21 protein-coding genes are annotated in these 25,096 nt (G+C 60.0%); 13 read left to right on the plus strand and 8 right to left on the minus strand.

Annotated elements, in window-relative coordinates; all coding sequences use genetic code 11:
• Nucleotides 1-10 precede the first annotated feature (10 nt).
• Together CAG47_RS23000 and CAG47_RS23005 are read right to left on the minus strand one after the other, a co-directional pair.
• Complete coding sequence (locus CAG47_RS23000) at nt 11-775, minus strand: TOBE domain-containing protein (protein WP_085727729.1); 765 nt, start codon at nt 773-775, stop codon at nt 11-13.
• A gap of 63 nt (nt 776-838) precedes the next feature.
• Entirely contained in the window at nt 839-1,579 is a 741-nt protein-coding gene (locus tag CAG47_RS23005) for a ComF family protein (protein ID WP_085727731.1), read from the minus strand.
• A 93-nt stretch (nt 1,580-1,672) separates the two neighbouring features.
• Here CAG47_RS23005 and bioB point away from each other — a divergent pair, with 93 nt between their 5' ends.
• From bioB to CAG47_RS23040, 7 genes are all read left to right on the plus strand, one after another.
• Complete coding sequence (gene bioB, locus CAG47_RS23010; RefSeq protein ID WP_085727733.1) at nt 1,673-2,728, plus strand: biotin synthase BioB; 1,056 nt, start codon at nt 1,673-1,675, stop codon at nt 2,726-2,728.
• A 158-nt stretch (nt 2,729-2,886) separates the two neighbouring features.
• Complete coding sequence (bioF, locus tag CAG47_RS23015; RefSeq protein WP_085727735.1) at nt 2,887-4,065, plus strand: 8-amino-7-oxononanoate synthase; 1,179 nt, start codon at nt 2,887-2,889, stop codon at nt 4,063-4,065.
• Nucleotides 4,058-4,789: an alpha/beta fold hydrolase gene (locus CAG47_RS23020; RefSeq protein ID WP_085727737.1), complete on the plus strand. Its 732-nt coding sequence runs from the start codon at nt 4,058-4,060 to the stop codon at nt 4,787-4,789. Before bioF ends, CAG47_RS23020 begins: the two co-directional genes overlap by 8 nt.
• The gene (bioC, locus tag CAG47_RS23025) at nt 4,782-5,594 is read left to right on the plus strand and encodes a malonyl-ACP O-methyltransferase BioC (RefSeq protein ID WP_085727740.1); all 813 of its coding nucleotides are present in this window, start codon (nt 4,782-4,784) and stop codon (nt 5,592-5,594) included. The genes CAG47_RS23020 and bioC overlap by 8 nt, the downstream gene beginning before the upstream one ends.
• Entirely contained in the window at nt 5,591-6,271 is a 681-nt protein-coding gene (bioD, locus tag CAG47_RS23030) for a dethiobiotin synthase (RefSeq protein ID WP_085727742.1), read from the plus strand. The genes bioC and bioD overlap by 4 nt, the downstream gene beginning before the upstream one ends.
• A gap of 122 nt (nt 6,272-6,393) precedes the next feature.
• A complete protein-coding gene (locus CAG47_RS23035) occupies nt 6,394-6,690 on the plus strand; it encodes a pyrroloquinoline quinone biosynthesis protein PqqE (RefSeq protein WP_085727744.1) in 297 nt (98 codons plus the stop codon).
• 278 nt (nt 6,691-6,968) lie between these two features.
• Nucleotides 6,969-8,774 carry a phenylacyl-CoA dehydrogenase gene (locus CAG47_RS23040; protein WP_085727746.1) on the plus strand — a complete coding sequence of 602 codons (1,806 nt, stop codon included), beginning with the start codon at nt 6,969-6,971 and terminating at the stop codon, nt 8,772-8,774.
• Nucleotides 8,775-8,850: 76 nt separating this feature from the next.
• On the opposite strand, the gene CAG47_RS23045 is transcribed toward CAG47_RS23040, so the two are convergent.
• Nucleotides 8,851-10,638, minus strand: coding sequence for a hypothetical protein (locus CAG47_RS23045; RefSeq protein ID WP_143515912.1), 1,788 nt, complete (start codon nt 10,636-10,638; stop codon nt 8,851-8,853).
• A 1,099-nt stretch (nt 10,639-11,737) separates the two neighbouring features.
• Here CAG47_RS23045 and CAG47_RS23055 point away from each other — a divergent pair.
• From CAG47_RS23055 to CAG47_RS23065, 3 genes are all read left to right on the plus strand, one after another.
• On the plus strand, nt 11,738-13,888 hold the full coding sequence (locus CAG47_RS23055) for a cytochrome-c peroxidase (protein WP_143515914.1): 2,151 nt from the start codon (nt 11,738-11,740) through the stop codon (nt 13,886-13,888).
• Nucleotides 13,889-14,039: 151 nt separating this feature from the next.
• Nucleotides 14,040-15,332 carry a GGDEF domain-containing protein gene (locus tag CAG47_RS23060; protein WP_085727751.1) on the plus strand — a complete coding sequence of 431 codons (1,293 nt, stop codon included), beginning with the start codon at nt 14,040-14,042 and terminating at the stop codon, nt 15,330-15,332.
• 275 nt (nt 15,333-15,607) lie between these two features.
• On the plus strand, nt 15,608-17,386 hold the full coding sequence (locus CAG47_RS23065; RefSeq protein WP_085727753.1) for an acyl-CoA dehydrogenase C-terminal domain-containing protein: 1,779 nt from the start codon (nt 15,608-15,610) through the stop codon (nt 17,384-17,386).
• A gap of 226 nt (nt 17,387-17,612) precedes the next feature.
• Here CAG47_RS23065 and CAG47_RS23070 read toward each other — a convergent pair whose 3' ends face one another.
• Complete coding sequence (locus CAG47_RS23070; protein ID WP_085727755.1) at nt 17,613-18,542, minus strand: LysR family transcriptional regulator; 930 nt, start codon at nt 18,540-18,542, stop codon at nt 17,613-17,615.
• Between the two features lie 169 nt (nt 18,543-18,711).
• Here CAG47_RS23070 and CAG47_RS23075 point away from each other — a divergent pair, with 169 nt between their 5' ends.
• From CAG47_RS23075 to CAG47_RS23085, 3 genes are all read left to right on the plus strand, one after another.
• Nucleotides 18,712-19,995 carry an aspartate aminotransferase family protein gene (locus CAG47_RS23075; RefSeq protein WP_085727757.1) on the plus strand — a complete coding sequence of 428 codons (1,284 nt, stop codon included), beginning with the start codon at nt 18,712-18,714 and terminating at the stop codon, nt 19,993-19,995.
• Nucleotides 19,996-20,246: 251 nt separating this feature from the next.
• Complete coding sequence (locus CAG47_RS23080; RefSeq protein WP_085727759.1) at nt 20,247-20,603, plus strand: type II toxin-antitoxin system RelE/ParE family toxin; 357 nt, start codon at nt 20,247-20,249, stop codon at nt 20,601-20,603.
• Nucleotides 20,596-20,916 carry a DNA-binding transcriptional regulator gene (locus tag CAG47_RS23085; RefSeq protein WP_085727761.1) on the plus strand — a complete coding sequence of 107 codons (321 nt, stop codon included), beginning with the start codon at nt 20,596-20,598 and terminating at the stop codon, nt 20,914-20,916. The genes CAG47_RS23080 and CAG47_RS23085 overlap by 8 nt, the downstream gene beginning before the upstream one ends.
• 171 nt (nt 20,917-21,087) lie before the next feature.
• Here CAG47_RS23085 and CAG47_RS23090 read toward each other — a convergent pair whose 3' ends face one another.
• From CAG47_RS23090 to pqqC, 4 genes are read right to left on the minus strand one after another with little or no spacing between them, the layout of a single operon-like run.
• Complete coding sequence (locus CAG47_RS23090; RefSeq protein WP_085727764.1) at nt 21,088-22,914, minus strand: S9 family peptidase; 1,827 nt, start codon at nt 22,912-22,914, stop codon at nt 21,088-21,090.
• A complete protein-coding gene (pqqE, locus tag CAG47_RS23095; RefSeq protein WP_085727766.1) occupies nt 22,880-24,052 on the minus strand; it encodes a pyrroloquinoline quinone biosynthesis protein PqqE in 1,173 nt (390 codons plus the stop codon). Before pqqE ends, CAG47_RS23090 begins: the two co-directional genes overlap by 35 nt.
• Nucleotides 24,024-24,299, minus strand: coding sequence for a pyrroloquinoline quinone biosynthesis peptide chaperone PqqD (gene pqqD / locus CAG47_RS23100; protein ID WP_085727768.1), 276 nt, complete (start codon nt 24,297-24,299; stop codon nt 24,024-24,026). The genes pqqE and pqqD overlap by 29 nt, the downstream gene beginning before the upstream one ends.
• Nucleotides 24,296-25,048, minus strand: a complete 753-nt coding sequence (gene pqqC / locus CAG47_RS23105; RefSeq protein WP_085727770.1) for a pyrroloquinoline-quinone synthase PqqC — start codon at nt 25,046-25,048, stop codon at nt 24,296-24,298. Before pqqC ends, pqqD begins: the two co-directional genes overlap by 4 nt.
• Nucleotides 25,049-25,096: the final 48 nt, after the last annotated feature.

The raw sequence follows: 25,096 nt of genomic DNA on the forward strand, positions 1-25,096 counted from the left end.
TGCAGTTTGCTTAAAGCGGTGTACCCAGAAGAACCCTGGATGGCGAAAACTCTACGCGCACCGGTTTGCCGCAGGTCAGCCCCAATGCCTGCAGGTGTTCCGGCTCGTCCAGGGCGCACAGCGTCAGGCCGCTGGGCAGGGTGATACGCACTTCGCTGGGGCCATCGTCGGCGTCGAAAATCTTCTCGATGGTGCCTTTCAGGCAATTGTTTCCCGGCGTTTGGGCTGAATCGATTTCCAGCACATCGAGCCAACCGGCCTTGATCAATGCCACGACTTCGGTGCCGATCTGCAGCTCCAGGCGCTCGGTGCTGTCGTGGGTGATTTGCGCGTCGACGATCACGCCTTCGGCGACTTCGAGGCGAATCAGATCGTTGCGCCCCTGTGGTTCGATTGCGCTCACCTTGCCATGCAACTGGTTGCGCGCGCTGGTGCGCAGCATCAGGCGTCCAAGCAAGTCGAGATCGCTCGCGTCTTCGGCAGCTTCCAGCACTTGAGCCTGCAAGGCTTGCAACTTCTGGTACAGGCGCAATACCCGCTCACCTTCGTTGGACAGACGCGCACCGCCGCCGCCCTTGCCGCCGACAACCCGCTCAACCAGAGGCTTTTGCGCCAGGTTGTTCAGCTCATCGATTGCATCCCAGGCGGCCTTGTAGCTCAGGCCCGCGCTCTTTGCCGCGCGGGTGATCGAGCCTTGTTCGGCGATGTGCTGCAGCAGGGCAATGCGCTGCGGACGGCGGACAATGTGCTGGGACAACAAGGTTGGCAAAGACATGACTGGTCGCTTTTGCTGGTGACGAGGGTGAGGACGTTGGCCGCTGGGAGTCCGGGAGTCAAGTCAGGGTGACTCGCCGGGTTTGGGGGTGCGGGCCAGGCAATAGACGTCGACCCTGGCCGCACCGGCGTTCATCAGCAGGCGAGCCAGGGCCTGAGCCGTTGCACCGGTGGTCAGGACGTCGTCGACCAGGGCCAGGCGCTGGCCTTTGACGACCGCGCCGGGCGCCAGGGCGAAAGCGCTGCGCAGGTTCTTTCGACGGGCTTCGGCGTTCAAGGCCTGTTGGGCGTCGGTGTCCCGGGTTCGCAGGAGCAACCGTTCGTCGCAAGGTATCTCCAGGTCGGCACCCAGCCAGTGAGCCAGCATCGCTGCCTGATTGAACCCGCGCTGGCGCAGGCGTCGGCTGGCCAGCGGAACCGGGACCAGCACATCGGGCCGCTGCAGGTCGTCTTCGAAGCGATGTTGCAGGTATTGAACGAAAAGTTCGGCGAGCAGGCGGCCAAACGGCCACTTGGCGTTGTGTTTGAAACGAGTGATCAGGCTGTCTACCGGAAAGCTGTAGGTCCAGGGGGCAATCACTTGTTCGAAGGCCGGTGGTTGCTGCAAGCAGTGGCCGCAGGTCAGTCCTGCAGACGGGAGCGGCAGGGCGCAGGTCTGGCAGTGATCGCCGAGCCAGGGCAGCTCGGTTTCACAGGCTGTGCAGACAGGGGAGATGCCGTCGGCCGGTTCATCGCACAAAAGACATGGCTGTTTGTTTTTTAACCAGATGTAAACCTGTCCTTCGTATCGTGGTTGACAGTGCATCACTCTTCCTTAAATATGCCGAAACATCTGTGAAGCGGCCGTGACATTCCATTGCCCAGCCGCCTGCCAAAGCATAATTCAAAGGAAACGCCCATGAGCGCCAGCACCACTGCAACCCTGCGTCATGACTGGACTTTGGCCGAAGTCAAAGCACTCTTCGTTCAACCATTCAATGACCTGCTGTTCCAGGCGCAGACGGTGCACCGTGCGCATTTCGACGCCAACCGCGTCCAGGTGTCGACCTTGCTGTCGATCAAAACCGGCGCCTGCCCGGAAGATTGCAAATATTGTCCGCAGTCCGGTCACTACAACACCGGCCTGGAAAAAGAAAAACTGATGGAAGTGCAGAAGGTCCTCGAGGAGGCCGCCCGCGCCAAGGCCATCGGTTCGACCCGCTTCTGCATGGGCGCCGCGTGGAAGCACCCGTCGGCCAAGGACATGCCTTACGTACTGAAGATGGTCGAAGGCGTGAAAGCCCTGGGCCTGGAAACCTGCATGACCCTCGGTCGCCTGGATCAGGAACAGACCGAAGCGCTGGCCAAGGCCGGCCTCGACTACTACAACCACAACCTCGACACCTCGCCGGAGTTCTACGGCAGCATCATCACCACCCGCACCTACAGCGAGCGCCTGCAAACCCTGGCGTATGTACGTGATTCGGGGATGAAGATCTGCTCCGGCGGCATTCTCGGCATGGGCGAGTCGCTGGACGACCGCGCCAACCTGCTGATTCAGCTGGCCAACCTGCCGGAGCACCCGGAGTCGGTGCCGATCAACATGCTGGTGAAAGTCGCCGGTACACCGCTGGAAAATGCCGACGACGTCGATCCATTCGACTTCATCCGCATGCTCGCCGTCGCGCGCATCCTGATGCCAAAATCCCACGTGCGCCTGTCCGCCGGCCGCGAAGCCATGAACGAACAGATGCAGGCCCTGGCGTTCTTCGCCGGTGCCAATTCGATTTTCTACGGTGAAAAACTGCTGACCACCGCCAACCCGCAGGCCGACAAGGACATGCAACTGTTCTCGCGCCTGGGTATTGCACCGGAAGCCCGCGAAGAGCATGCCGACGAGGTGCATCAGGCGGCTATCGAGCAGGCGCTGGTGGAGCAGAAGAGCAGCGAGCAGTTCTATAACGCGGCGGTTTGAAGCCAGTATTTTTCCACTGCAGGAATGCAAAACCCTGTGGGAGCGAGCCTGCTCGCGAATGCGGACTGACATTCAACATTGATGTTGGCTGACACAACGCCTTCGCGAGCAGGCTCGCTCCCACAGTGGACATGTGTCATTTGATAGTCGAGGCCTGCATGTCTTTCGATCTCGCCGCACGCCTTGCTGCCCGTCGTGCCGAAAACCTCTACCGCCAGCGCCCGCTGCTCGAAAGCCCGCAGGGGCCGCAAGTGGTGGTCGATGGCCAGCCGTTGCTGGCGTTCTGTAACAACGATTACCTGGGCCTGGCCAATCATCCGCAAGTGATCGAGGCCTGGCGCGCCGGCGCTTCGAAATGGGGTGTGGGCGGAGGGGCATCGCATCTGGTCATCGGCCACAGCAGCCCGCACCATGCGCTGGAAGAAGCATTGGCCGAGCTGACCGGTCGCCCGCGCGCGTTGCTGTTCACCACCGGTTACATGGCCAACCTCGGCGCGGTCACGGCGCTGGTGGGGCAGGGGGACACAGTGCTCGAAGACCGGCTCAATCATGCGTCGCTGCTCGATGCGGGGCTGTTGTCCGGTGCGCGATTCAATCGTTATCTGCACAACGACGCCGCGAGCCTGGCCAAGCGCCTGGAGAAAGCCACCGGCAACACGCTGGTGGTCACCGACGGCGTGTTCAGCATGGACGGCGATATCGCCGACTTGCCAGCGCTGGCTCGCGAGGCCAAGGCCAAAGGTGCCTGGTTGATGGTCGACGACGCTCACGGTTTTGGACCCCTGGGCGCCAACGGTGGCGGCATCGTCGAGCATTTCGGTTTGAGCCAGGATGACGTGCCGGTGCTGGTCGGCACCCTGGGCAAAGCCTTCGGTACGGCGGGTGCCTTTGTGGCAGGCAGCGAAGAGCTGATCGAAAGCCTGATCCAGTTCGCCCGGCCCTACATCTACACCACCAGCCAGCCACCTGCGCTGGCCTGCGCCACATTGAAAAGCCTGGAATTGCTGCGCAGCGAACACTGGCGCCGCGAGCATTTGCAGACACTGATCCGTCAGTTCCGCCACGGTGCCGAACAGATTGGCCTGGAGCTCATGGACAGCTTCACGCCGATTCAGCCGATCATGATCGGCGACGCCGGGCGCGCGGTGCGCTTTTCACAAATGCTGCGCGCACGCGGATTGATGGTGACCGCGATTCGCCCTCCGACCGTACCCGCTGGCAGTGCTCGACTGCGGGTCACACTGACCGCTGCCCACAGTGAGGCCCAGGTACAGCTATTGTTAGACGGACTGGCCGATTGCTTTCAACTACTGAAGCCGGAGCCAAGCCATGCGTGATCGTCTGATTCTGCTGCCCGGCTGGGGCCTGGGTGTTTCACCGCTGGAGCCTCTGGCTGCGGCCTTGCGCGGTCTGGATGAACACCTGCGGGTCGAGATCGAGCCGTTGCCGGAACTGGAGTCGAGCAATCTTGATGAATGGCTCGATGAGCTCGATTCGACGTTGCCGCAAGACGCCTGGCTGGGCGGCTGGTCATTGGGTGGCATGCTCGCCAGCGAGTTGGCGGCCCGGCGCGGCGATCGTTGCTGTGGCGTGTTCACCCTGGCCAGCAACGCGGCTTTTGTCGCTCATGAACAATGGTCAAGTGCCATGTCCGGCGAGACCTTCGACGCGTTTCTGGCGGGATGTGCTGCTGACTCGCGTGGGACATTGAAACGCTTTTCGCTGCTCTGTGCCCAAGGTGCCGAAGACCCGCGCGGGTTGTCGCGATTGTTGCTCGGGGGCGCACCGAACACTGTCGCGCCGGTGTTGATGAGCGGTCTGCAAGTACTCGCGCAACTGGATACCCGTCTGGCATTGCAATCGTTTCGCGGTCCGCAATTGCATCTTTTCGCCGGCCTCGACGGGCTGGTGCCAGCGGAAGCGGCGGGCGAGTTGTTGGCATTGCTGCCGGATGTCGAAATCGGTCTGATCGAACAGGCCAGCCACGCGTTTCTCCTGGAGGATCCCCACGGTGTGGCGGGGGCGATCCAGGCCTTTTTGCATGAGTGCGGCGATGACTGATCTATCCTTTCCAAAACTGCCCGGCGCCTTGCCCGACAAGCGCCAGGTAGCAGCGTCGTTCTCCCGCGCGGCGGCAAGCTACGACAGCGTGGCCGAGCTGCAGCGGGATGTCGGCAGCCAATTGCTCGGCCACCTGGCGCCGGATTTCGTGCCGCAGCGCTGGCTGGATCTGGGCTGTGGCACCGGGCATTTCAGTCGCGCCCTGGGCGAGCGGTTTCCAGGCAGCCACGGAGTGGCGTTGGACATTGCCGAAGGCATGCTCAACCATGCCCGGCCACTGGGCGGGGCCACGCATTTCGTGGCCGGTGATGCCGAGCGTTTGCCACTGCAGGATTCGACCTGTGACTTGATCTTCTCCAGCCTGGCGGTGCAGTGGTGTGCGGACTTCGACTCGGTGCTCGGTGAGGCCTTTCGGGTACTGAAGCCGGGCGGGATTTTTGCGTTTGCTAGTCTTTGTACTGGGACGTTGTTTGAATTGCGCGACAGTTGGCGCGAAGTCGATGGCATGGTGCACGTCAACCGTTTCCGGGCGTTTGGTGTTTATCAGCAATTGTGTGCGGCCAGTGGCTTGAGGGTAGTCAGTCTGCAAAACCGTCCCCACGTGCTGCATTACCCGGATGTGCGCAGCCTGACCCATGAGCTCAAGGCGCTGGGTGCGCACAACCTCAATCCAGGTCGACCAGGTGGCTTGACCGGCCGGGCGCGGATCATGGGTTTGATTGAGGCTTATGAGCAGTTTCGTCAGGCCCGGGGCCTGCCGGCGACTTATCAAGTGGTGTATGCCGTTCTGGAGAAACCCTTATGAGCGCAGCCTATTTCATCACCGGCACGGATACCGATGTCGGTAAGACCACGGTCGCCGCGGGCCTGCTGCATGCGGCGCGTTCGGCGGGGTTGAGCACGGCGGCGGGCAAGCCGGTCGCTTCCGGTTGCGATGTAACCCCCAAAGGCCTGCGTAACGCCGATGCGCTGGCGCTCCTGGCTGAATGCTCGCTGCCGCTGACCTATTCACAGGTCAATCCGGTGGCCTTCGAGCCGGCCATCGCTCCGCATCTGGCGGCGCGTGAGGCGGGCGTGGCGCTGACGGTGCAGTCGTTACTGGCGCCGATGCGGCAGATCCTGAGCATGCAGGCAGACTTCACCCTGATCGAAGGCGCTGGCGGCTGGCGCGTACCCTTGGCGGATCAGGACAATCTGTCGGACCTGGCCATCGCGTTACAGCTGCCGGTGATTCTGGTGGTTGGCGTGCGACTTGGGTGTATCAGCCATGCCCTGTTGACCGCCGAAGCGATTGCCCGGGATGGTTTGCAACTGGCGGGTTGGGTGGCCAACATCATCGATCCGAAAACCTCGCGGTTGGAAGAAAACCTCGCCACCCTTGCCGAGCGCCTCCCGGCGCCGTGCCTTGGGCGTGTGCCCAAACTCAAGGCTGTAACGGCCGAGGCAGTGGCCGAACACGTGCAACTGGACCTGTTGGACTGACGTTTGACAATCTGTGCTTTGCCTATGACAAGGCACTGTGCCATTAGTGTTTTTGACGGGTGTTTTGCCAGCCACTCTGCTTCAATGACCGTCGTTGATCCTTTGCAAGGACGAGTTCTCCCATGGAAATCTCAGGAAACACCGCTTTTTATGCCGGTCTGAGCACCCTTCAGGCAGGGCTGAACCGAGTCGATCAAGCCGCCGGGCAGATCGCCAACACCACGATCGAGCGTTCGGTCGCCAGCCAGTCCTCCGAGGCGCAAGTCGAGCGTCTGCGGTCGGTCGATCGCAGCCAGCAATCGGATCTGAGCAGCAACCTGGTCGACATGGCCCAAGGCAAGACTCAGGCGGAACTGGGGGTGAAAGTCGCCAAGGCCGCCGACGAAGTACTCGGAACCTTGATCGACACCTACGCTTGATTCCTCGCTGATTCCGCACCTTCCAACGCCGCGCCTGTTCGCGGCGTTTTTCTGCGTAAGTCTTTCTTGCTCAACTAATCTTTTCAGTGTGACGGGCTGCTTCGACAGCGCCGCTGCGCTGTCGTGTACCTGTGTAGCCAAACCGGTGATGACGAACGGCAAATGATCGACGCTTGACAAGGTTTCGGCGTAAACGTATGTTTCAAACAACTGTTTGATCGCAACAACAAATCAATGCGGTCGTTCATTCCCGGTTACATCAGCAGAGGTTTATCGCTATGCCTGACTACAAGGCCCCCTTGCGTGATATTCGCTTCGTTCGTGACGAACTGCTCGGCTACGAAGCGCACTATCAGAGCCTTCCGGCTTGCGCCGACGCAACCCCGGACATGGTTGACGCCATTCTCGAGGAAGGCGCCAAGTTTTGTGAGCAGGTGCTGGCCCCGCTGAACCGTGTCGGCGACCTCGAAGGTTGCACCTGGAGCGAGTCCGGCGTTAAGACCCCGACTGGCTTCAAGGAAGCCTACAAGCAATTCGTCGAAGGTGGCTGGCCGAGCCTGGCTCACGACGTAGAGCACGGCGGCCAGGGCTTGCCGGAGTCCCTGGGCCTGGCCATCAGCGAAATGGTGGGCGAGTCCAACTGGTCGTGGGGCATGTACCCGGGCCTGTCGCACGGTGCAATGAACACCATCTCCGAGCACGGTACCCCTGAGCAGCAAGAGGCTTACCTGACCAAGCTGGTTTCCGGCGAGTGGACCGGCACCATGTGCCTGACCGAGCCGCACTGCGGCACTGACCTTGGCATGCTGCGCACCAAGGCCGAGCCTCAGGCCGACGGTTCCTACAAAGTCTCCGGCACCAAGATCTTCATTTCGGCCGGTGAACACGACATGGCCGACAACATCGTCCACATCGTGCTGGCTCGCCTGCCGGATGCACCAGCGGGCACCAAAGGCATCTCCCTGTTCATCGTGCCGAAGTTCCTGCCGAACGCCGATGGCTCGGTTGGCACGCGTAACGCCGTGTCTTGCGGTTCCCTGGAACACAAGATGGGCATCCACGGCAACGCCACCTGCGTGATGAACTTCGACGGCGCTACCGGTTTCCTGATCGGCCCGGCGAACAAAGGCCTGAACTGCATGTTCACCTTCATGAACACCGCACGTCTGGGTACCGCGTTGCAAGGCCTGGCCCACGCTGAGGTCGGTTTCCAGGGCGGCCTGAAATACGCTCGCGACCGTCTGCAAATGCGCTCGCTGACTGGCCCGAAAGCACCGGACAAAGCCGCCGACCCGATCATCGTCCACCCTGACGTACGCCGCATGCTGTTGACCATGAAGGCATTCGCCGAAGGCAACCGTGCGATGGTGTACTTCACTGCCAAGCAAGTGGACATCGTCAAGTACGGCGTGGACGAAGAAGAGAAGAAGAAAGCCGACGCGCTGTTGGCCTTCATGACTCCGATCGCCAAAGCCTTCATGACCGAAGTCGGTTTCGAAGCGGCCAACCACGGCGTGCAGATCTACGGCGGCCACGGCTTCATCGCCGAGTGGGGCATGGAGCAGAACGTTCGCGACAGCCGTATCTCGATGCTGTACGAAGGCACCACCGGTATCCAGGCACTCGACTTGCTGGGCCGTAAAGTGCTGATGACCCAGGGCGAGGCCCTGAAGGGTTTCACCAAGATCGTCCACAAGTTCTGCCAGAGCAACGAAGGCAACGAAGCGGTTCAAGAGTTCATCGCTCCGCTGGCTGCACTGAACAAGGAATGGGGCGAGCTGACCATGAAGGTCGGTATGGCCGCCATGAAAGATCGCGAAGAAGTCGGCGCGGCCTCCGTGGACTACCTGATGTACTCCGGTTACGCCTGCCTGGCCTACTTCTGGGCTGACATGGCGCGCCTGGCTGCCGAGAAACTGGCTGCCGGTACTTCCGAAGAGGCGTTCTACACCGCCAAGCTGCAGACTGCGCGCTTCTACTTCCAGCGCATCCTGCCGCGTACCCGCACTTATGTTGCAACCATGCTGTCGGGTGCCAACAACCTGATGGACATGAAAGAAGAGAACTTCGACCTGGGCTACTAAGTCTCAAGGCAGTTCTTCAAAAAACCGCCGCTTCTTTTCGGAAGCGGCGGTTTTTTTCTCTGTCACAAGACCCCGATCACCATGGCGTTGGAGCCAGAGGACCTACACCGCCGGGCGTATTGGCGCCTTCTCCGTTGCGTATGAATGGCAGATGCCAGAAATCGTTCGGGACAACAGGATCGCCCGGCTTGACGCCTTCCGGAAAGATGAACTCGAACACTGGCGCCACATACTGTCCAGCGACCAGTCCATTGGCTACCGTCAGCAGGCTGGCGTTCTGGATGCAACTGTCCACTGCGGCTTGCGAGAGCGTTAGCTGTGGAACACACATTGAGCGCGCAACGACACGCAAGGTACGCGTCGGCTGGCTCAAGAGCCCGGTGGGTGCCTTGGTCGCCCGAATTCTGGCGCGTTGTGGCTGAGGGCCCGTGTTCTGCGTGGTAATACCACCGGAGGCGCCCAGGCAACTGGTCGCAAGGCCCAGCGCAGGGTTGCACTCACCTGTCATCTCATAGGGTGTAATCCAGCGGTTGGTTTGTACGCCAGTCGATGGATTGACATCGATCAGGTATATGTCGACCGGTGTCTTGATGTCGGTGGTTGAGGCCTCAAGGAAAATCCGGTCCTGGGTTTCCTGGGCGGCACCGCCGATTGCGGTTAGCGCTGGGTCGGCAGTCCCGATGCCAAATTCCCCGATAGCCAGATAGCTCGGTTGAGAGCCGGGTTGAGTGTAGATCCCGACGTTGGCTTCAATCGTGTGCGCAGAGATGAAGTCCGGGGCCCCTGTTGTCGCGGACTTGAACAGGGTGCCGGCCCAACTGATGAAGTCGCCGACTTCGAAAGGTGCCTGTTGTGTCGGGTCGGGGTCCGTCGCCGTGCGCGTAGCATCGCTGAATCTCTTCATGACGAATTGGCTGCAATAGATCTGACCCGTCGCCGGGGGCGAGAGCTCTCCGCTGGCCGGAGGCGTTACGCCGGCCTGGCTGAAGTTGCGGCAGTTGTTGGTCGTGGTCGGGGTGACCGCTTTTGGCCGGTTTTTCTGTGGGCAGAGTGCATCGTCCCCGGAAATCGAGCGTGGCACACACATCGGGTAACCGGTTGCGGCATGGATAGTCGGATTTGCATCATCGACGGAGAAACGCGGGTCGGGGCTTTGGGCGCGACCAAAACGTCCATTCGGGTCGTTGATCTGGAGGATCGTGGGTTGCAGAGGGTTACCGCTATCCACTTCGATGTTGCCATTGGTGTAGTCGATCCGAGTGATGGTCCCGCTCCCCGCGTTCGTTGATTGTTGGGAGACAAAAATCAGCCCGGCAATTTGTTTGTTGGACACGGTGTTGCCAATCACATGGATCTCGAACGACGGATAGGCCGTCGGCTTGTTGAGCGCCAGCGTACCGCCCCTGACGAAGTCGGCCCAGGTCAGGGTATTGGCCGGCATCTGCAGAACCGTATTGCAAGGGACGGTGATCGTTACACCGTTCAGTTGGACGGTACCTCCATAATGCCCAGGGTCAGTGGTACCAGGGCAATTCACATTGGTGGTGTCGAGCGTCATGTCCTGGATAAAGCCTGTAACGTCAAACCCATGAATGGCGGCCGGGTCTGTAAAAACCGGATCGGGCAGTGTGGGGGTTACGAACGGCGAAGTGCCCCCGGCCGGGGGCTTGGCAGTCCCGCCGCCACCGCCGCCACCCCCTCCGCCGCCAGCTCCGTTTTTGGCAAATGCATCCGCGCCTCCACCGATGGCCAGTGCGACGGCAACGGCACTGGCGAGCAGGGCATGGCGACAGAAGATGCTCTTGGATCGCTTGTAACGCTGCAGCGGTATGGCGAGCGTTTTTACGTACAAAGATAAGCTCATGGCTCTCTCCAGAATCTTGCAGGACCAGTTGCCGGCCAATCGAGTCGCAGACCTGCTGATGCGCTGAATCCTGCGCAAGAAAAACGCAAAGCTGTGAGTGTCGAACTGGGGCTCGATCCGGAGGGACAAGTGCCTGTGTACGGTCGGCACATGCCGTCGGGATGCTTTCACTTGCGTTGCGTCGGCCGGTTACGGACGCGATCGCGAGAGGCATTTCCTTGAGCCTGAGGGGCACATAGCAGTTGTCGTGCCGACTCCGAAACAATTAGACACAAACTGTCTCCGGTGCAGTCAGAATGCGGGCTGCAAGGCAAAGGATGTTTTTGCGCGCAAGATTCTCGAATTAGTATTCGCCAACATAAATGGGGATATATACCCAGGTTCGGGAGAGTGCGAAGTGAAGTTCTGGTACTTGCTGGGTGCGTTCTTTTGTAAGTGCTGAATGAGAAACGTTTTCTATATAGGCTGCGGAAAAAATGCATTGCGAGAGAAATGTATCGAGATGTTGGTCATGACATTTTGTGCTGATATTAAATAAAACCAATAGCTCACGCAGTGCAACTTGCGCACGCGCGAATCAGTTGTGATTCATGAGGGTTGGTTTTTCCTGGTTATCCGGGTTTTCAGGAAAATTTGTAAGTGCGATTAGCCCGGCGGAGTATGAGTTAGCAATTGTTCTGCCAAACTCAGAATAATTAAATTTTCAAATAATTATATTTAAAATCAGTTAGTTGGAATAATAAATAAATCGATATATTTATTGGTTTGGGGGTTTTACCCAGAAGTGGGGGATGTTCACCAAACTTGAGGTCAGACTTTAGTCTTGGTTTTTTTGAGTGATTTCAGGTGCATTTGCAGTATATTTTTAATTATCTTTGGCCTGGATAAAAATTTTGATTTTTTTGCTGTTGAAATGATTTGTTACAGCTAGAGTTAAGTTAAGCGCACCGGTCGGTGCGACAGAGCAATGTCTAAATCAAACCTGAGCCAAGAGAGTACTTATCCAATCAGCGTCGTCTTGCCCGAGCCATTTCGAGTGGATGTAACAACAGGATAAGCACGGAACCTGGCGACTCCCTACTGAATCGAGAGTGTCATGATGGTCAAGTACTTGAGCCTCTTTCGAATCACCTGTTTTGCCTGTGCGATGGCGGGCGCCATGTTCGTCATCGGTCTACCGGTCGCGAATACCTGGGCCGCTGACCCGGTAGCGGTCGATCCGGCCGTACCGCCCGTACCGGACGTGCCCACTTTGCAATCGCTGCGTGGGTTGCTCCCGCCCGACCCGTCGGGAACCGAAGGCGGGCGCAAAGTCGACCTGATGACCGACTACGTGCTCGATCGCTCGGCGGCAGTGCTGCTGGGCAAGGCACTGTTCTGGGACATGGAGATCGGCAGTGACGGCGCCACCGCTTGCGCGTCGTGCCACTTCCACGCCGGTGCCGATCACCGCACCACCAACCAGATCAACCCGGGCCAGGCGAACACCAACGCGAACGTTTCGTCGATCTTCAACAAACCGTTCACCGCCTCGGACATACCAGGCGACGTACCGAGCTACACCACCAAATCCGGTGGCAAGGGCGGTCCGAACTACCAGTTGAAGAAAAGCGACTTCCCGACCCATGTGCTGGCCAACCCGCTGGATCGCAACTCGGCCATTCTCTACTCGACCGACGATGTGATCGGCTCGCAAGGCGTTTTCGACGCCAACTTCGTCAAGCCTCGTCAGTCGCGATTCGACAAGTGCATTCAGCAGCCGGACGGCATTTTCCAGGTGGGTGGCATCAATGTTCGCCGCAGCACCGGGCGCAACGCACCCACGGTGATCAACGCCGTGTTCAACGTGCGCAACTTCTGGGATGGCCGGGCCAATAACGTCTTCAACGGCTTCTCGCCGTTTGGCAATCGCGACCCTGACGCCGGGATTTTCGTGACCAGCGATCGCAGTGGCGTGGCGACCAGGGTCAGGCTGGCGCTCAAGGATGCCTCCGCGGCATCGCAGGCGGTAGGCCCACCCGGCAGCCCGGTGGAAATGTCCTGCGGCGGTCGTACCTTCGCCGACATCGGCCGGCGCATGCTCGACACCATGATGCTCAAGCAGCAACGGATCTCGTCCACCGATTCGGTACTCGGGCCGGTATCCGGTGGCCGTCGGCCGACTTACCGTGAGCTGATCATGAACGCGTTCCAGCCACGCCTGTGGAACGCCACGCAGCAGGTCTCGCTGGGCGGTGAGCCCTATACCCAGATGGAGGCGAACTTCCCGCTGTTCTTCGGCTTGGCGATCCAGATGTATGAATCCACGCTGATCTCGGACCAGGCGCCGCTGGATGCCTACTTGCAGGGTGATCACACTGCCATGAACAATCAGCAGGTCCAGGGCATGAATCTGTTCCTGGGCAAGGGCAAATGCGTCAATTGCCACGGTGGCGCGGAGTTGACCAATGCCGGCAGCCGCTTGCTGTTCCAGCCTCGGGAGCGGATCGAACGCATGCTCATGGCGGACAACCTGACCACGCTTTATGACAACGGCTTCTACAACACCGGGGTGCGCCCGACCGCGGAAGACCTGGCGCTCGGCGGGACGGATGCCTGGGGCAATCCGTTGTCTTTCACTCGCCAGTACAACACCGTGCTCCAGGGAGGCCAGATTCCTGACCCGCTGGAAGTTGATGTGTGCACCTTCGAGGTGCCCCTGAGCCCGGCCATCCCCTGTGATGCGACGCTCAAGCCCAGCGTCGGTTTCCGCGACGCGGTCGATGGCGCTTTCAAGACGCCGACCTTGCGCAACATCGCGTTGACCGGGCCGTACTTCCACAACGGCAGTCGCGCAACGCTGCAACAGGTGGTGGAGTTCTACAATCGCGGCGGCGACCGGCGTGGCGAGGATGCCAGCAACACCAGTGGCTTCGAGCACCCGGCGGTCAATCAGCACAACGGCTCCAATCTTGATCCGGACATGACCCTGCTGAACCTGACCCCGGATGAAGTGGACGCACTGGTGAAGTTCATGGAAACAGGCCTGACCGATCCGCGAGTCGCGTGGGAGCGGGCGCCGTTTGACCATCCTTCGCTGGTACTGCCCCAGGGCGAGAAGGGTGATGAAAATTCGGTCGGGCAAAAACCGGCCAGTCCGAAGATCACGACCCGGCAGGCACAAGACGCCGACATCCAGCTCAGGCCAGTCGGTGCGGAAGGCCGCACGCGTATGGAGGGGCCGCTGCAACCGTTCAACAACGACCTGTAACAGGTTTGCCCTTTGCGTCACTGGCGGATGATGGACGCCAGTGGCGCCCTTTTTCAAATACCTCAGTATTTCACTCAGCAAATCGGTGTTTCTGCCGTTACAGTAGTTGGCACATTGCCATCTATTGATCTGACGGGTCGGAGCTTTACCCTTGTTGCGTTCTTCCGCTGTGCGTTTCAGTCATTTCCTGCCGTCTTTACTGCTGTTACTGGCGGGGCTTGCGGCTGCGTACATCAAGGACCTGAACGTCTTCTTCACCTCGCTTTTCAACGTGCTGCCCACCCTGGTGTTGTTGCTCGGTGGCGCCTATTGCGCGGTTTACCGACGCCAGCGTGAACTGTTTCTGATGGTCACGGTGTACATCGCCTACTTCCTGCTCGACACCCAGACTGACTACTACCGCGACAACGGCAAGGTGCGTGACGATGCTGCCGTGGTCTTTCATTTGTGTTGCCTGCTGTTGCCGCTGCTGTTTGGTGTGTTCGCGGCATGGCAGGAGCGCACTCATCTGTTCCAGGACATGGTCGCGCGTTTCGCGGTATTGCTGGCGGTCGGCAGCGTGGCGCTGGGGCTTGAGCAAAGTTACCCACAGGCGCTGTTGATCTGGTTGTCGGAGATTCGCTGGCCCGCCTTGCATGGCGCCTGGATGAGCCTGATCCAGCTGTCCTATCCGGTATTCATAGCGGCGTTTTTGCTGCTGGCTTGGCAATACTGGCGCAACCCGCGACCGCTGCATGCCGCGCAATTGGTGGGGCTGCTCGGGCTGTTCTGGATGTTGCCGAAAACCTTCATCCTGCCGTTCACGCTGAACATCATGTGCAGCCAGGTGATGCTGATGATCGCCGCCGCCGTTGCCCACGAAGCCTATCAAATGGCCTTCCGCGACGAACTGACCGGGCTGCCGGGCCGTCGTGCGTTGAATGAACGCATGCAACGATTGGGGCGCAACTACGTGTTGGCGATGAGCGACGTCGACCACTTCAAGAAATTCAACGACACCCACGGCCACGACGTCGGTGACCAGGTGCTACGGCTGGTGGCCAGCAAACTGTCGAAGATCGGCGGTGGCGGCAAGGCGTATCGCTATGGCGGCGAGGAATTTGCCCTGGTGTTTGCAGGCAAGACTCTCGAAGAGTGCATGCCGCACCTGGATGTCATCCGCGAGTCCATCGCCACCTACAACATTCAGCTGCGCAATCAGGAAAGTCGCCCGCAGGACGATAATCAGGGACGCCAGCGGCGTGCCGGTTCCAGTGCGTCGAGTGTATCGGTGACGGTCAGTATCGGCGTTGCCGAACGGGTCGATCAACGCACCCCCGAAGAGGTGCTCAAGTCCGCTGACCAAGCGCTCTACAGCGCCAAGGGCGCCGGGCGCAATTGTGTGATGGCCTTCGGACAGAGCCGCCGTGGCGCCGTGCGCATGGACGCCGCTACGGTTGAGTGACAATGGCGCCTTCAGCGAGCGGAAGGTCAATGCGAGGCAGGGGCGGCGGCATAGCGATTGCCTGATGCAACTGTCGGCGCAGATGTTTGCACTTTAGTCATGTAAATCCGTTACAAAGAAGCTCGCCTCGTGCGGGCTTCTTTGCTAGTGACTAAAAATAACAAAACAGTCATGGACTGACCCTATGTGTCTCAAAAGTTGTTGAGGTACACTCCGATCCAGCGAAAAATACTCTTCCTGTGAATCACCCCTGTATAGATCTTGCGAGGTTTGCCATGGCTGACTACAAAGCGCCCCTGCGCGATATGCGCTTCGTCCTCAATGAAGTTTTCGAGGTCGCCAAACTCTGGGCCGAGCTGCCAGCGCTGGCCGAGACTGTGGATGCGGAAACGGTCGAAGCCATTTTGGAAGAAGCCGGCAAAGTCACCAGCAAAAGCATCGCACCCCTGAGCCGCGCCGCTGACGAAGAAGGTTGCCATTGGGCGGAAGGTGCCGTCACCACGCCGGCAGGTTTCCCACAGGCCTATCAGACTTACGCTGAAGGCGGCTGGGTCGGTGTCGGTGGCGATCCGGCCTACGGCGGCATGGGCATGCCCAAGGCCGTTTCGGCTCAGGTCGAAGAAATGGTCAACTCCGCCAGTCTGTCATTCGGCCTGTACCCGATGCTGACCGCTGGCGCTTGCCTGTCGATCAACGCCCACGCCAGCGAAGAGCTGAAAGCCGCGTACCTGCCGAACATGTACGCCGGCATCTGGGCCGGTTCCATGTGCCTGACCGAGCCGCACGCCGGTACAGACCTCGGGATCATTCGCACCAAGGCCGAGCCTCAGGCCGACGGTTCCTACAAGGTCAGCGGCACCAAGATCTTCATCACCGGTGGCGAGCACGACCTCACCGAAAACATCATCCATCTGGTGCTGGCCAAGTTGCCGGATGCACCGGCAGGGCCGAAGGGCATTTCGCTGTTCCTGGTGCCGAAATTCCTGGTCAATGCCGATGGCAGCCTGGGCGCACGCAACCCGGCCAATTGTGGCTCGATCGAACACAAGATGGGCATCCAGGCGTCCGCGACCTGCGTGATGAACTTCGATGAGGCTGTGGGTTACCTGGTCGGCGAGCCGAACAAAGGTCTGGCGGCGATGTTCACCATGATGAACTACGAGCGTCTGGGCGTCGGTATCCAGGGCCTGGCGACTGGCGAGCGCTCGTACCAGAACGCCGTGGAATACGCCCGTGACCGCCTGCAAAGCCGTGCACCGACCGGCGCGCAGAACAAGGACAAAGTGGCTGACCCGATCATCGTCCACCCGGACGTGCGGCGCATGCTGCTGACCATGAAAGCCTCGAACGAAGGCGGCCGTGCCTTCTCGACTTACGTGGCGATGCAACTGGACACCGCCAAGTTCAGCGAAGACGCCGCCACCCGCAAGCGTGCGGAAGACCTGGTGGCGTTGCTGACCCCGGTGGCCAAGGCGTTCCTGACCGACCTCGGCCTGGAAACCACCGTACACGGCCAGCAGGTATTCGGCGGCCACGGTTACATCCGTGAATGGGGCCAGGAGCAACTGGTGCGTGACGTGCGCATCACCCAGATCTATGAAGGCACCAACGGTATTCAGGCGCTGGACCTGGTCGGGCGCAAGATCGTGGGCAGCGGCGGGGCGTTCTATAACCTGTTCGCCGACGAGATTCGTCACTTCACGGCGACCGCCAGCGCGGACCTTGCCGAGTTCACCAAGCCGTTGAACGATGCCGTAGCCATCCTCGATGAACTGACCGCGTGGCTGCTTGACCGAGTGAAGACCGATCCGAACGAAATCGGCGCGGCTTCGGTCGAGTATCTGCAAGCGTTCGGTTACACGGCTTACGCCTACATGTGGGCCCTGATGGCCAAGGCGGCTTTGGGCAAGGAGGCGCAGGATGATTTCTACGCCAGCAAACTGGGTACGGCGCGGTTCTATTTTGCCCGCCTGTTACCGCGCATTCATTCGTTGAGCGCGTCGGTGAAGGCCGGCAGCGAGTCGTTGTTTTTGCTGGATGCCGGGCAATTCTGATGAAGTAATGTTTTGTAAGCATTCTCCTACATAACGTGCTGCTTTTCTCCCATAGAAGCAGATTGGATCCACGGCTAATCTATTTCTCATGGACGTAGCGCAGGAAGCGCAAAGCAACAACAGGGACACGTAGGATTCTGCCAGGACGGCGGAGTGAAATGGATGTCAGGGAAACAGTCTGCAAAGCCCCGCTTCGGCGGGGTTTTCTTTTGTCCGAAGAAAAGTTTCAGCGCTGCCCATCCACAGCCTGCGCACTGTTCAAGCGCCCATCCGGGTCGTTCATCACCTCTTCCAGCAATGTTCGCAACAGGGCCAGCGAAGCCTGCTGTCGTTGCACATCCCGACACACCAGACCGACTTTCAGCGGCACTCGGGGTTCGCTCAGGGGCTTCCACAGCAGTTCGTGGTTGCCATGGGTCTTTTGCGAGCGTCCGGGCAGCACCGTCGCCAGGCGCGTGTGCGGCAGGCTGTCGAGGATGCCGGCCATATTGTTCAGTTCGGCTTGCACCTGTGGGCGGCGCCCGAGGTTCGCCAGTTGTGCCTGCCAGATCTGCCTGATCTGAAACTCTTCGCCCAACAACAACATCGGCAGCTCGGCGGCCTGGCTCATGGATACTTTCTTGAATTCACGCAGCGGATGCTCCGCCGGGATGACCAGGGTCAGTTCGTCTTCGTACAGCATCACGCCATGCAAACCAGGCTGGCGGGGCGGCAGGTAGCTGATGCCGATGTCCAGAGACCCATTGAGCAGTCGCCGCTCGATTTCCAGGCCGCTCAGTTCATAGATCTGCACCACCAGATGCGGCTGCGCCTTGCGCACGCGCTCGAGCATCTGTGGTACCAGGCTGCTGTGGACAGTTTGCAATACGCCAATGGCCAGGGTGCGCAGCGCCTGCCCCTTGAAGTTGCCGAGCGCTTCCCGTGCCCGTTGCAGGCCATCGAGCAAAGGCAAGGCGTGGTTGTACAGCGTGTGGGCCGCGAGGGTCGGCAACAGGCGTTTGCTACTGCGCTCGAACAGGCTCACATCGAGGTTTTGTTCGAGATGGCGGATCTGCTGGGACAGCGCCGGCTGGGAGATGGACAGGCGTTCGGCGGCGCGGCCCACATGACCCTCTTCATAGACCGCGACGAAATAACGCAGTTGCTTGAAATCCATAAGTATTACTTATCGAAAATGCTGAGAAATCGAAATGGCTCAACGCCTTGTCTGAGCCTAGTCTAACCGCATTCACAAGGCTTACAGGGCCACAGAGCGCGATGAATAGCGTTTGTTTCGATGGTGTTTACATAGGTAAGGCAAAAAACCTCAAAAGAGGTTTTTCCAGATGAATCTGTTCAGTCTGCGTCGCAGTCCTCCCAGTCTTGATGACCTGGTCATGGACGTCTCAATGCCATCCCAAGGCGGTAACCTTTCCAGCGAGTACTTGATGCCCAGTGTCGAACGGCCGAAACAAGTGTTTGTGCGTGGCCAGGGTTCATGGCTGTGGGACAGCGAGGATCGTGCGTATCTGGATTTTTCCCAGGGCGGCGGGGCCAACAGCCTTGGTCACAGCCCTTCGGTACTGGTCAATGCAATCACCGCCCAGGCTCAATCGCTGATCAACCCGGGTTTCGGCCTGCACAACCGCGGCATGCTCAGCCTCGCCGAACATCTGTGTGCCAGCACCGGCAGTGATCAGGCCTACTTGCTCAATACTGGCAGCGAAGCCTGCGAAGCGGCGATCAAACTGGCACGCAAATGGGGCCAACGGCATCGCGGCGGCGCGTCGCGAATCATTGTGGCCAACAATGCTTGTCATGGCCGTAGCCTGGCGACGATTTCGGCGTCGGACAGTTCGACATTGATCAATCGGTTCGAGCCGCAACTGCCGGGCTTCAGCCATGTTCCGTTCAATGACCTTCCGGCATTGCATGCGGCAGTGGATGAGCGGACCGTGGCGATCATGCTCGAGCCGATCCAGAGCGAAGCCGGCGTGATCCCGGCCACCGCCCATTACCTCAAGGGTGTCGAGCGCTTGTGCCGTGAACTCGGCATTCTGCTGATCTTCGACGAAGTGCAAACCGGCGTTGGTCGTTGCGGCACTTTGCTCGCGGAACAGTCCTACGGCGTAAGGGCCGATATCGTCGTGCTTGGCAAGGGTCTGGGCGGTGGCGTGCCACTGGCGGCATTGCTGGCGCGGGGCAAGGCCTGCTGTTTCGACGCCGGCGAGATGAGCGGTACCCATCATGGCAATGCACTGATGACCGCAGCGGGTCTCGCGGTGCTCGACAGTGTGCAGGACAAGGGGTTGCTCGACCACATCGCAGAAGCCGGCCAGCACATGCGCGAAGGCCTCGGGCGTTTGGCTCATCGTTACGGTCACGGCGAGTTGCGCGGACAAGGGCTGCTGTGGGGGCTGACGCTGTCGGACGACTCCGCTGACGCCGTGGTCAAGGCCGCGCTGTACGAAGGTTTGCTGCTCAATGCCACGCAACCCGACTGCCTGCGCTTTACCCCGGCACTGAATGTCAGCAACGCCAACATCGATGAAATGCTCCTGCGCCTGGCGCGCGCCTTCTCCCGTGTACGCACCGCACAGTTGCAGTGCCGCAAAGGGATTGCCGTCTGACCCGACGCGCCCCACACAATTTCCAGAACCGTCTCGCGGTAATACGCACGCCTCACGCCGACACTTTTGGCGTGGGGCGTTTTTTTGTGGCCGGTTTTTTCCAAAGGCAATTTCGGCTTGAGCGGTTAGCCCATCAATGGCTTTCTAGCGGGCATCGGCAGGGAGTGCCGATGCCAGCGAAGCGGTATTGCTGTCCCGTTGGTTTTGAATTCCATACCACTGGGTGGTATGTTTTTATGGAAGGGATGCCGATGTCACCAAGACTGTTCAAGACAAAGCGTTTCGCAATTCAAGCTGCCAAGGCCTGGATCGGTGATGACGAGCTCCGGCAGGCATTCACCGAAATGCTCCATGGTCAGGCTGACAATTTGGGCGGCGGGGTCTGGAAGAAGCGTTTGAATGCCAACCGCCATCGCTCGATTGTCCTGGCCAGGGGCGGTGGATGCTGGATTTATCAGTTCCTGTACGCGAAGAAAGATCAGGACAATATAACTCAGGCTGAACTGACCGGGTTTCGGAAAATGGCAAAGACCTATGAGGGGCTGACAGAGATGCAACTCCAGTACTTGCTGGATACGAAGGAGTTTGTGGAGATACCTGATGAGTAAGAAATTCAAAAGTGAAGCGTTTGAATCGATACATGAGTCTGCCAGTGCCCTGTACGCCATCGGTGCAATCAGCAAGGCGACCATGCGTGAATTCGATGAGTCTTGTCTTGCAACGGTGCCGGATGCGATTCCCGCGCAGGAGATCAAGGCACTGCGTGAGCGCAACAATGTCAGCCAACCGGTGTTTGCGCGTTACTTGAACACCAGTGCTTCCACGGTCAAGCAATGGGAAGCAGGGGACAAGCATCCCAGTGGCATGGCGTTGAAGTTACTGAGCATCGTGCAGAAACACGGCCTGGAAATACTGGCCTGAGGAGTCGGGCTGAACCCTGACAAACGACACGGGTCGATTGGCTGTAGAGCTTGAACGTGCCCTTCGCGAGCAGGCTCGCTCCCACATTGGATCTCGGGTGCGTCAAAGATCCCTGTAGGAGCGAGCCTGCTCGCGATTGAAGCGCCACCGTTTCGGCAACGAGCGCAGGCTTCAGTCCACTGAGTCCATCACCCGCCGATAAAACAACCACTCCTGCTCCAGCGCATGGGCCTGGTTACCGGCCTTGCGAAAACCATGGCGTTCGTCCGCGTAGTAATGCGCTTCGACCAGGACGCCGTTGTCCTGAAGGGCCTCGACCATGTCGCGGGTTTGTTGCGGGACGACCACGGCATCCAGTTCTCCCTGGAAGAAGATCATCGGCACGCGAATGTTGTGCGCATACAGCAGCGGTGTGCGGGCCGCGTAGCGTTCGGCATCCAGCAGCGGATCGCCGATCAGCCAGTCCAGATAGTCGCTTTCGAATTTGTGGGTCGCACGCCCCAGCGCCACCGGGTCGCTGACCCCATACAGGCTGGCACCGGCGCGGAACACCTTGTGAAAGGCCAACGCGCAAAGGGTGGTGTAGCCGCCGGCACTGCCGCCGCGAATGAACGCGTTGTCGCCATCGATCAAGCCACGCTCGGCGAGATGGCTGACCACCGCGCAAGCGTCTTCGACATCCACATCACCCCAACTCAAGTGCAGTGCCTGACGATAGGTCCGGCCATAACCGCTGCTGCCGCGATAGTTGAGGTCGGCCACGGCAAAGCCACGCTGGGCCCAGAACTGGATACGCGGATCGAGCATCGGGTAGCACGCCGACGTCGGGCCGCCATGGATGAACACCACCAGTGGCGGTTTCGCCTCGCCGGTCATTGCCGGGTAAAAGAAGCCATGTGCTTCGCCTGAGCCGCTGGGGTAGCGCAAGGTTTGCGGGCGACTGATCCGTTCGGGAGCAAGCGGTGCGATGCCGCCGGCGAGGACATTCACTTGCCGGCTCTGGCGGTCGATGGCGATCACGGCGGTTGAACTGACAGGCGAGGCCGCGATGCAATAGATAAATTGCTCATCCACGGCGAGATGACGGAAACGGCTGTAGTCACCGGAGAAGTCGACGCAGCCATTGCCGCAAATACCCAATCGGCCAAATCCGCCTTCGGTCCAACTGGCCAGATAGCTGTTTTCGTTCAGTGGCAGCCAGGTGCAGCCGCCGAGCTGCCAGGGCGCCGGGCCGTGATCGGCAGCGGCACTTGGCAATGGGCTCAGGCCTTTTTCAGATTCTTTCCAAGGCTGCCAATAACCGGCGCGATCCGTCAGGCAATACAGGCGACCGTCGACGCCGAACCGCGGTTGTTGCACAGACTCTTGAGCGCCGTCGCCCGCCACACAACGAGCTTCGGCAAATCCGCCATCCGCGAGGCGTTCGGCCACCATCAAGCGGGTCGCTGTCCATGGCTGATCCGGGCGACTCCATTCGATCCAGGCCAGGCGCCGGGCATCAGGACTGAGTGTCGGCGCCGCGTAGAAATCAGCCCCTTCGACCAGTAGGTGACGTGCGCCATCGAACAGGTTGATGGCCACCAGTCTGTGGTGATTGCGATGCTCCTCGACCGCCAGTACCTGCCCATTGGCGAACTGTAAATCGCCAAAACGGCACGCACCGGACGTCAGCCTTTCGGGGGCTTCACCTTGCAGTGATTGCCGATAGAGTTGCTGGTCGGCCTCGTTGACGAAAACGATACCGTCGTCTGTCAGACAAAACGCGCCGCCGCCATATTCGTACACCCGGCTGCGCACACTGAACCCCGGTGGCGTCAAGCATTGCGCTGCGCCGTCACGCCAATGCCAGATCCGGCATGCCGCGTCTTCGGGGCGGTATTCGTTCCAGAACAGGCCGTGCCGACCGACCTGCAGTTCGGCAAAGTCGATACCGGCGGCCACGGCTTTGGCAGCGCTGAAGGTTTCAGCTCTTGGCGATGAGGCGTGAGTTTCGTTCATTGCGAAAGGCCAGTTGGTCGATGGTCTGGGTCGCGTCTTCGGCTTCTTCGCGAGCCTTGAGGATCACGCCGTGTTGTGGCGACTTGCTGCACACCGGGTCGGCGTTGCTGGCATCGCCGGTGAGCATGAAAGCCTGGCAGCGGCAGCCGCCGAAGTCTTTTTCTTTCTCGTCACAGGAGCGGCACGGTTCGGGCATCCAGTCATAACCGCGAAAGCGGTTGAAGCCGAACGAGTCGTACCAGATGTGCTGCATGCTGTGGTCGCGCACGTTGGGAAATTGCACTGGCAGCTGTCGGGCGCCGTGGCAGGGCAGGGCCGTTCCGTCTGGCGTGACCGTCAGAAAAATACTGCCCCAGCCGTTCATGCAGGCTTTCGGGCGTTCTTCGTAATAGTCCGGGGTGACGAAAATCAGCTTGCACGGATGCCCTTGGGCTTCCAGTTTGGCCCGGTATTCGTTGGTGATGCGTTCGGCGCGCAGCAGTTGCGCTTTGGTCGGCAGCAGGCCGACGCGGTTGAGCTGAGCCCAGCCGTAGAACTGGCAGGTGGCGAGTTCGACGAAGTCCGCTTCCAGGGCGATGCACAGTTCGATGATGCGGTCGATCTGGTCAATGTTGTGCCGGTGGGTGACGAAGTTCAGCACCATCGGATAGCCGTGGGCTTTCACCGCGCGGGCCATTTCCAGCTTTTGTGCGAAGGCCTTTTTCGAACCGGCCAGCAGGTTGTTCACCTGCTCGTCGCTGGCCTGGAAACTGATCTGGATGTGGTCGAGGCCGGCCTTCTTGAAGTCGCTGATTTTCTGCTCGGTCAGGCCGATGCCGGAGGTGATCAGGTTGGTGTAGAAACCCAGTTTGCGGGCTTCGGCAATCAGCTCGGCGAGGTCCTGGCGCACCAAGGGTTCGCCGCCGGAAAAGCCCAGTTGCGCGGCGCCCATTTCCCGCGCTTCGCGAAACACCTTGATCCACTGTTCGGTGCTCAGCTCCTGGCCTTGCCCGGCGAAGTCCAGCGGATTGGAGCAGTACGGGCATTGCAGCGGGCAGCGATAGGTCAGCTCGGCCAGCAACCACAGCGGCAGGCCGACTTCAGGTGTGGGCGGCACTTGCACCGATGAATCAGGCAAGTTCGATCCAGTGCTGCGCACGGGCTACCTCCATGAATTGCTCGATGTCGTCACCGAGCTCGGGCACGCCGGGGAATTGTTGCTCGAGTTCACCGATGATCGCCGCGACATCGCGCTCGCCGTCGATCAGACCGCCGATCAGCGCGGCACTTTCGTTGAGCTTGATCATGCCTTCGGGGTACAGCAGCACATGGCCTTTCTGCGCCGGTTCGTACTGGAAACGGTAGCCGGGACGCCAGGTCGGGGTCTTGCTGCGATCGAAACTCATAAGGTGATTCCTTTGTGCCAGACCCGTTCCGCGGTCACGCTGTGATAGGGCGGGCGTTTGAGTTCGTAGGCCATGCTCATGGCGTCGAGCATGCTCCAGAGAATGTCGAGTTTGAACTGGAGAATCTCCAGCATGCGCTCCTGACCTTCGCGTGTCTTGTAGTGTTCAAGCGTGATCGAAAGACCGTGCTCGACATCACGCCGGGCCTGGCCCAGGCGGGTGCGGAAATACTCGTAGCCGGCCGGGTCGATCCACGGGTAATGCTGCGGCCAACTGTCCAGGCGCGATTGGTGGATCTGCGGCGCGAACAGTTCGGTCAGCGAACTGCTGGCGGCTTCCTGCCAACTGGCACGGCGGGCGAAGTTGACGTAGGCGTCCACGGCGAAGCGTACGCCGGGCAGCACCAACTCCTGGGAGCGCAACTGATCCGGGTCGAGGCCCACGGCCTGGCCCAGGCGCAACCAGGCTTCGATGCCGCCGTCTTCGCCGGGCGCGCCGTCGTGGTCGAGCAGACGCTGGATCCACTCGCGGCGAATCTCGCGGTCCGGGCAGTTGGCCAGGATCGCGGCGTCTTTCAGCGGGATGTTGACCTGGTAATAGAAGCGGTTGGCGACCCAGCCCTGGATCTGTTCGCGGGTGGCCCGGCCTTCGTACATCGCCACGTGGTAGGGGTGGTGGATGTGGTAGTAGGCGCCTTTGGCGCGCAGGGCCGCTTCGAATTCGGCGGGGGACATTGGGGTGTCGGTCATGGCGGTGCTCCGGTGTACAACCGTTGAAATCTTTACTGTCTGGTCGGC

The sequence above is a fragment of the Pseudomonas sp. R37(2017) genome, assembly GCF_002113375.1.
In the GTDB taxonomy this organism is placed as follows: Bacteria; Pseudomonadota; Gammaproteobacteria; order Pseudomonadales; family Pseudomonadaceae; genus Aquipseudomonas.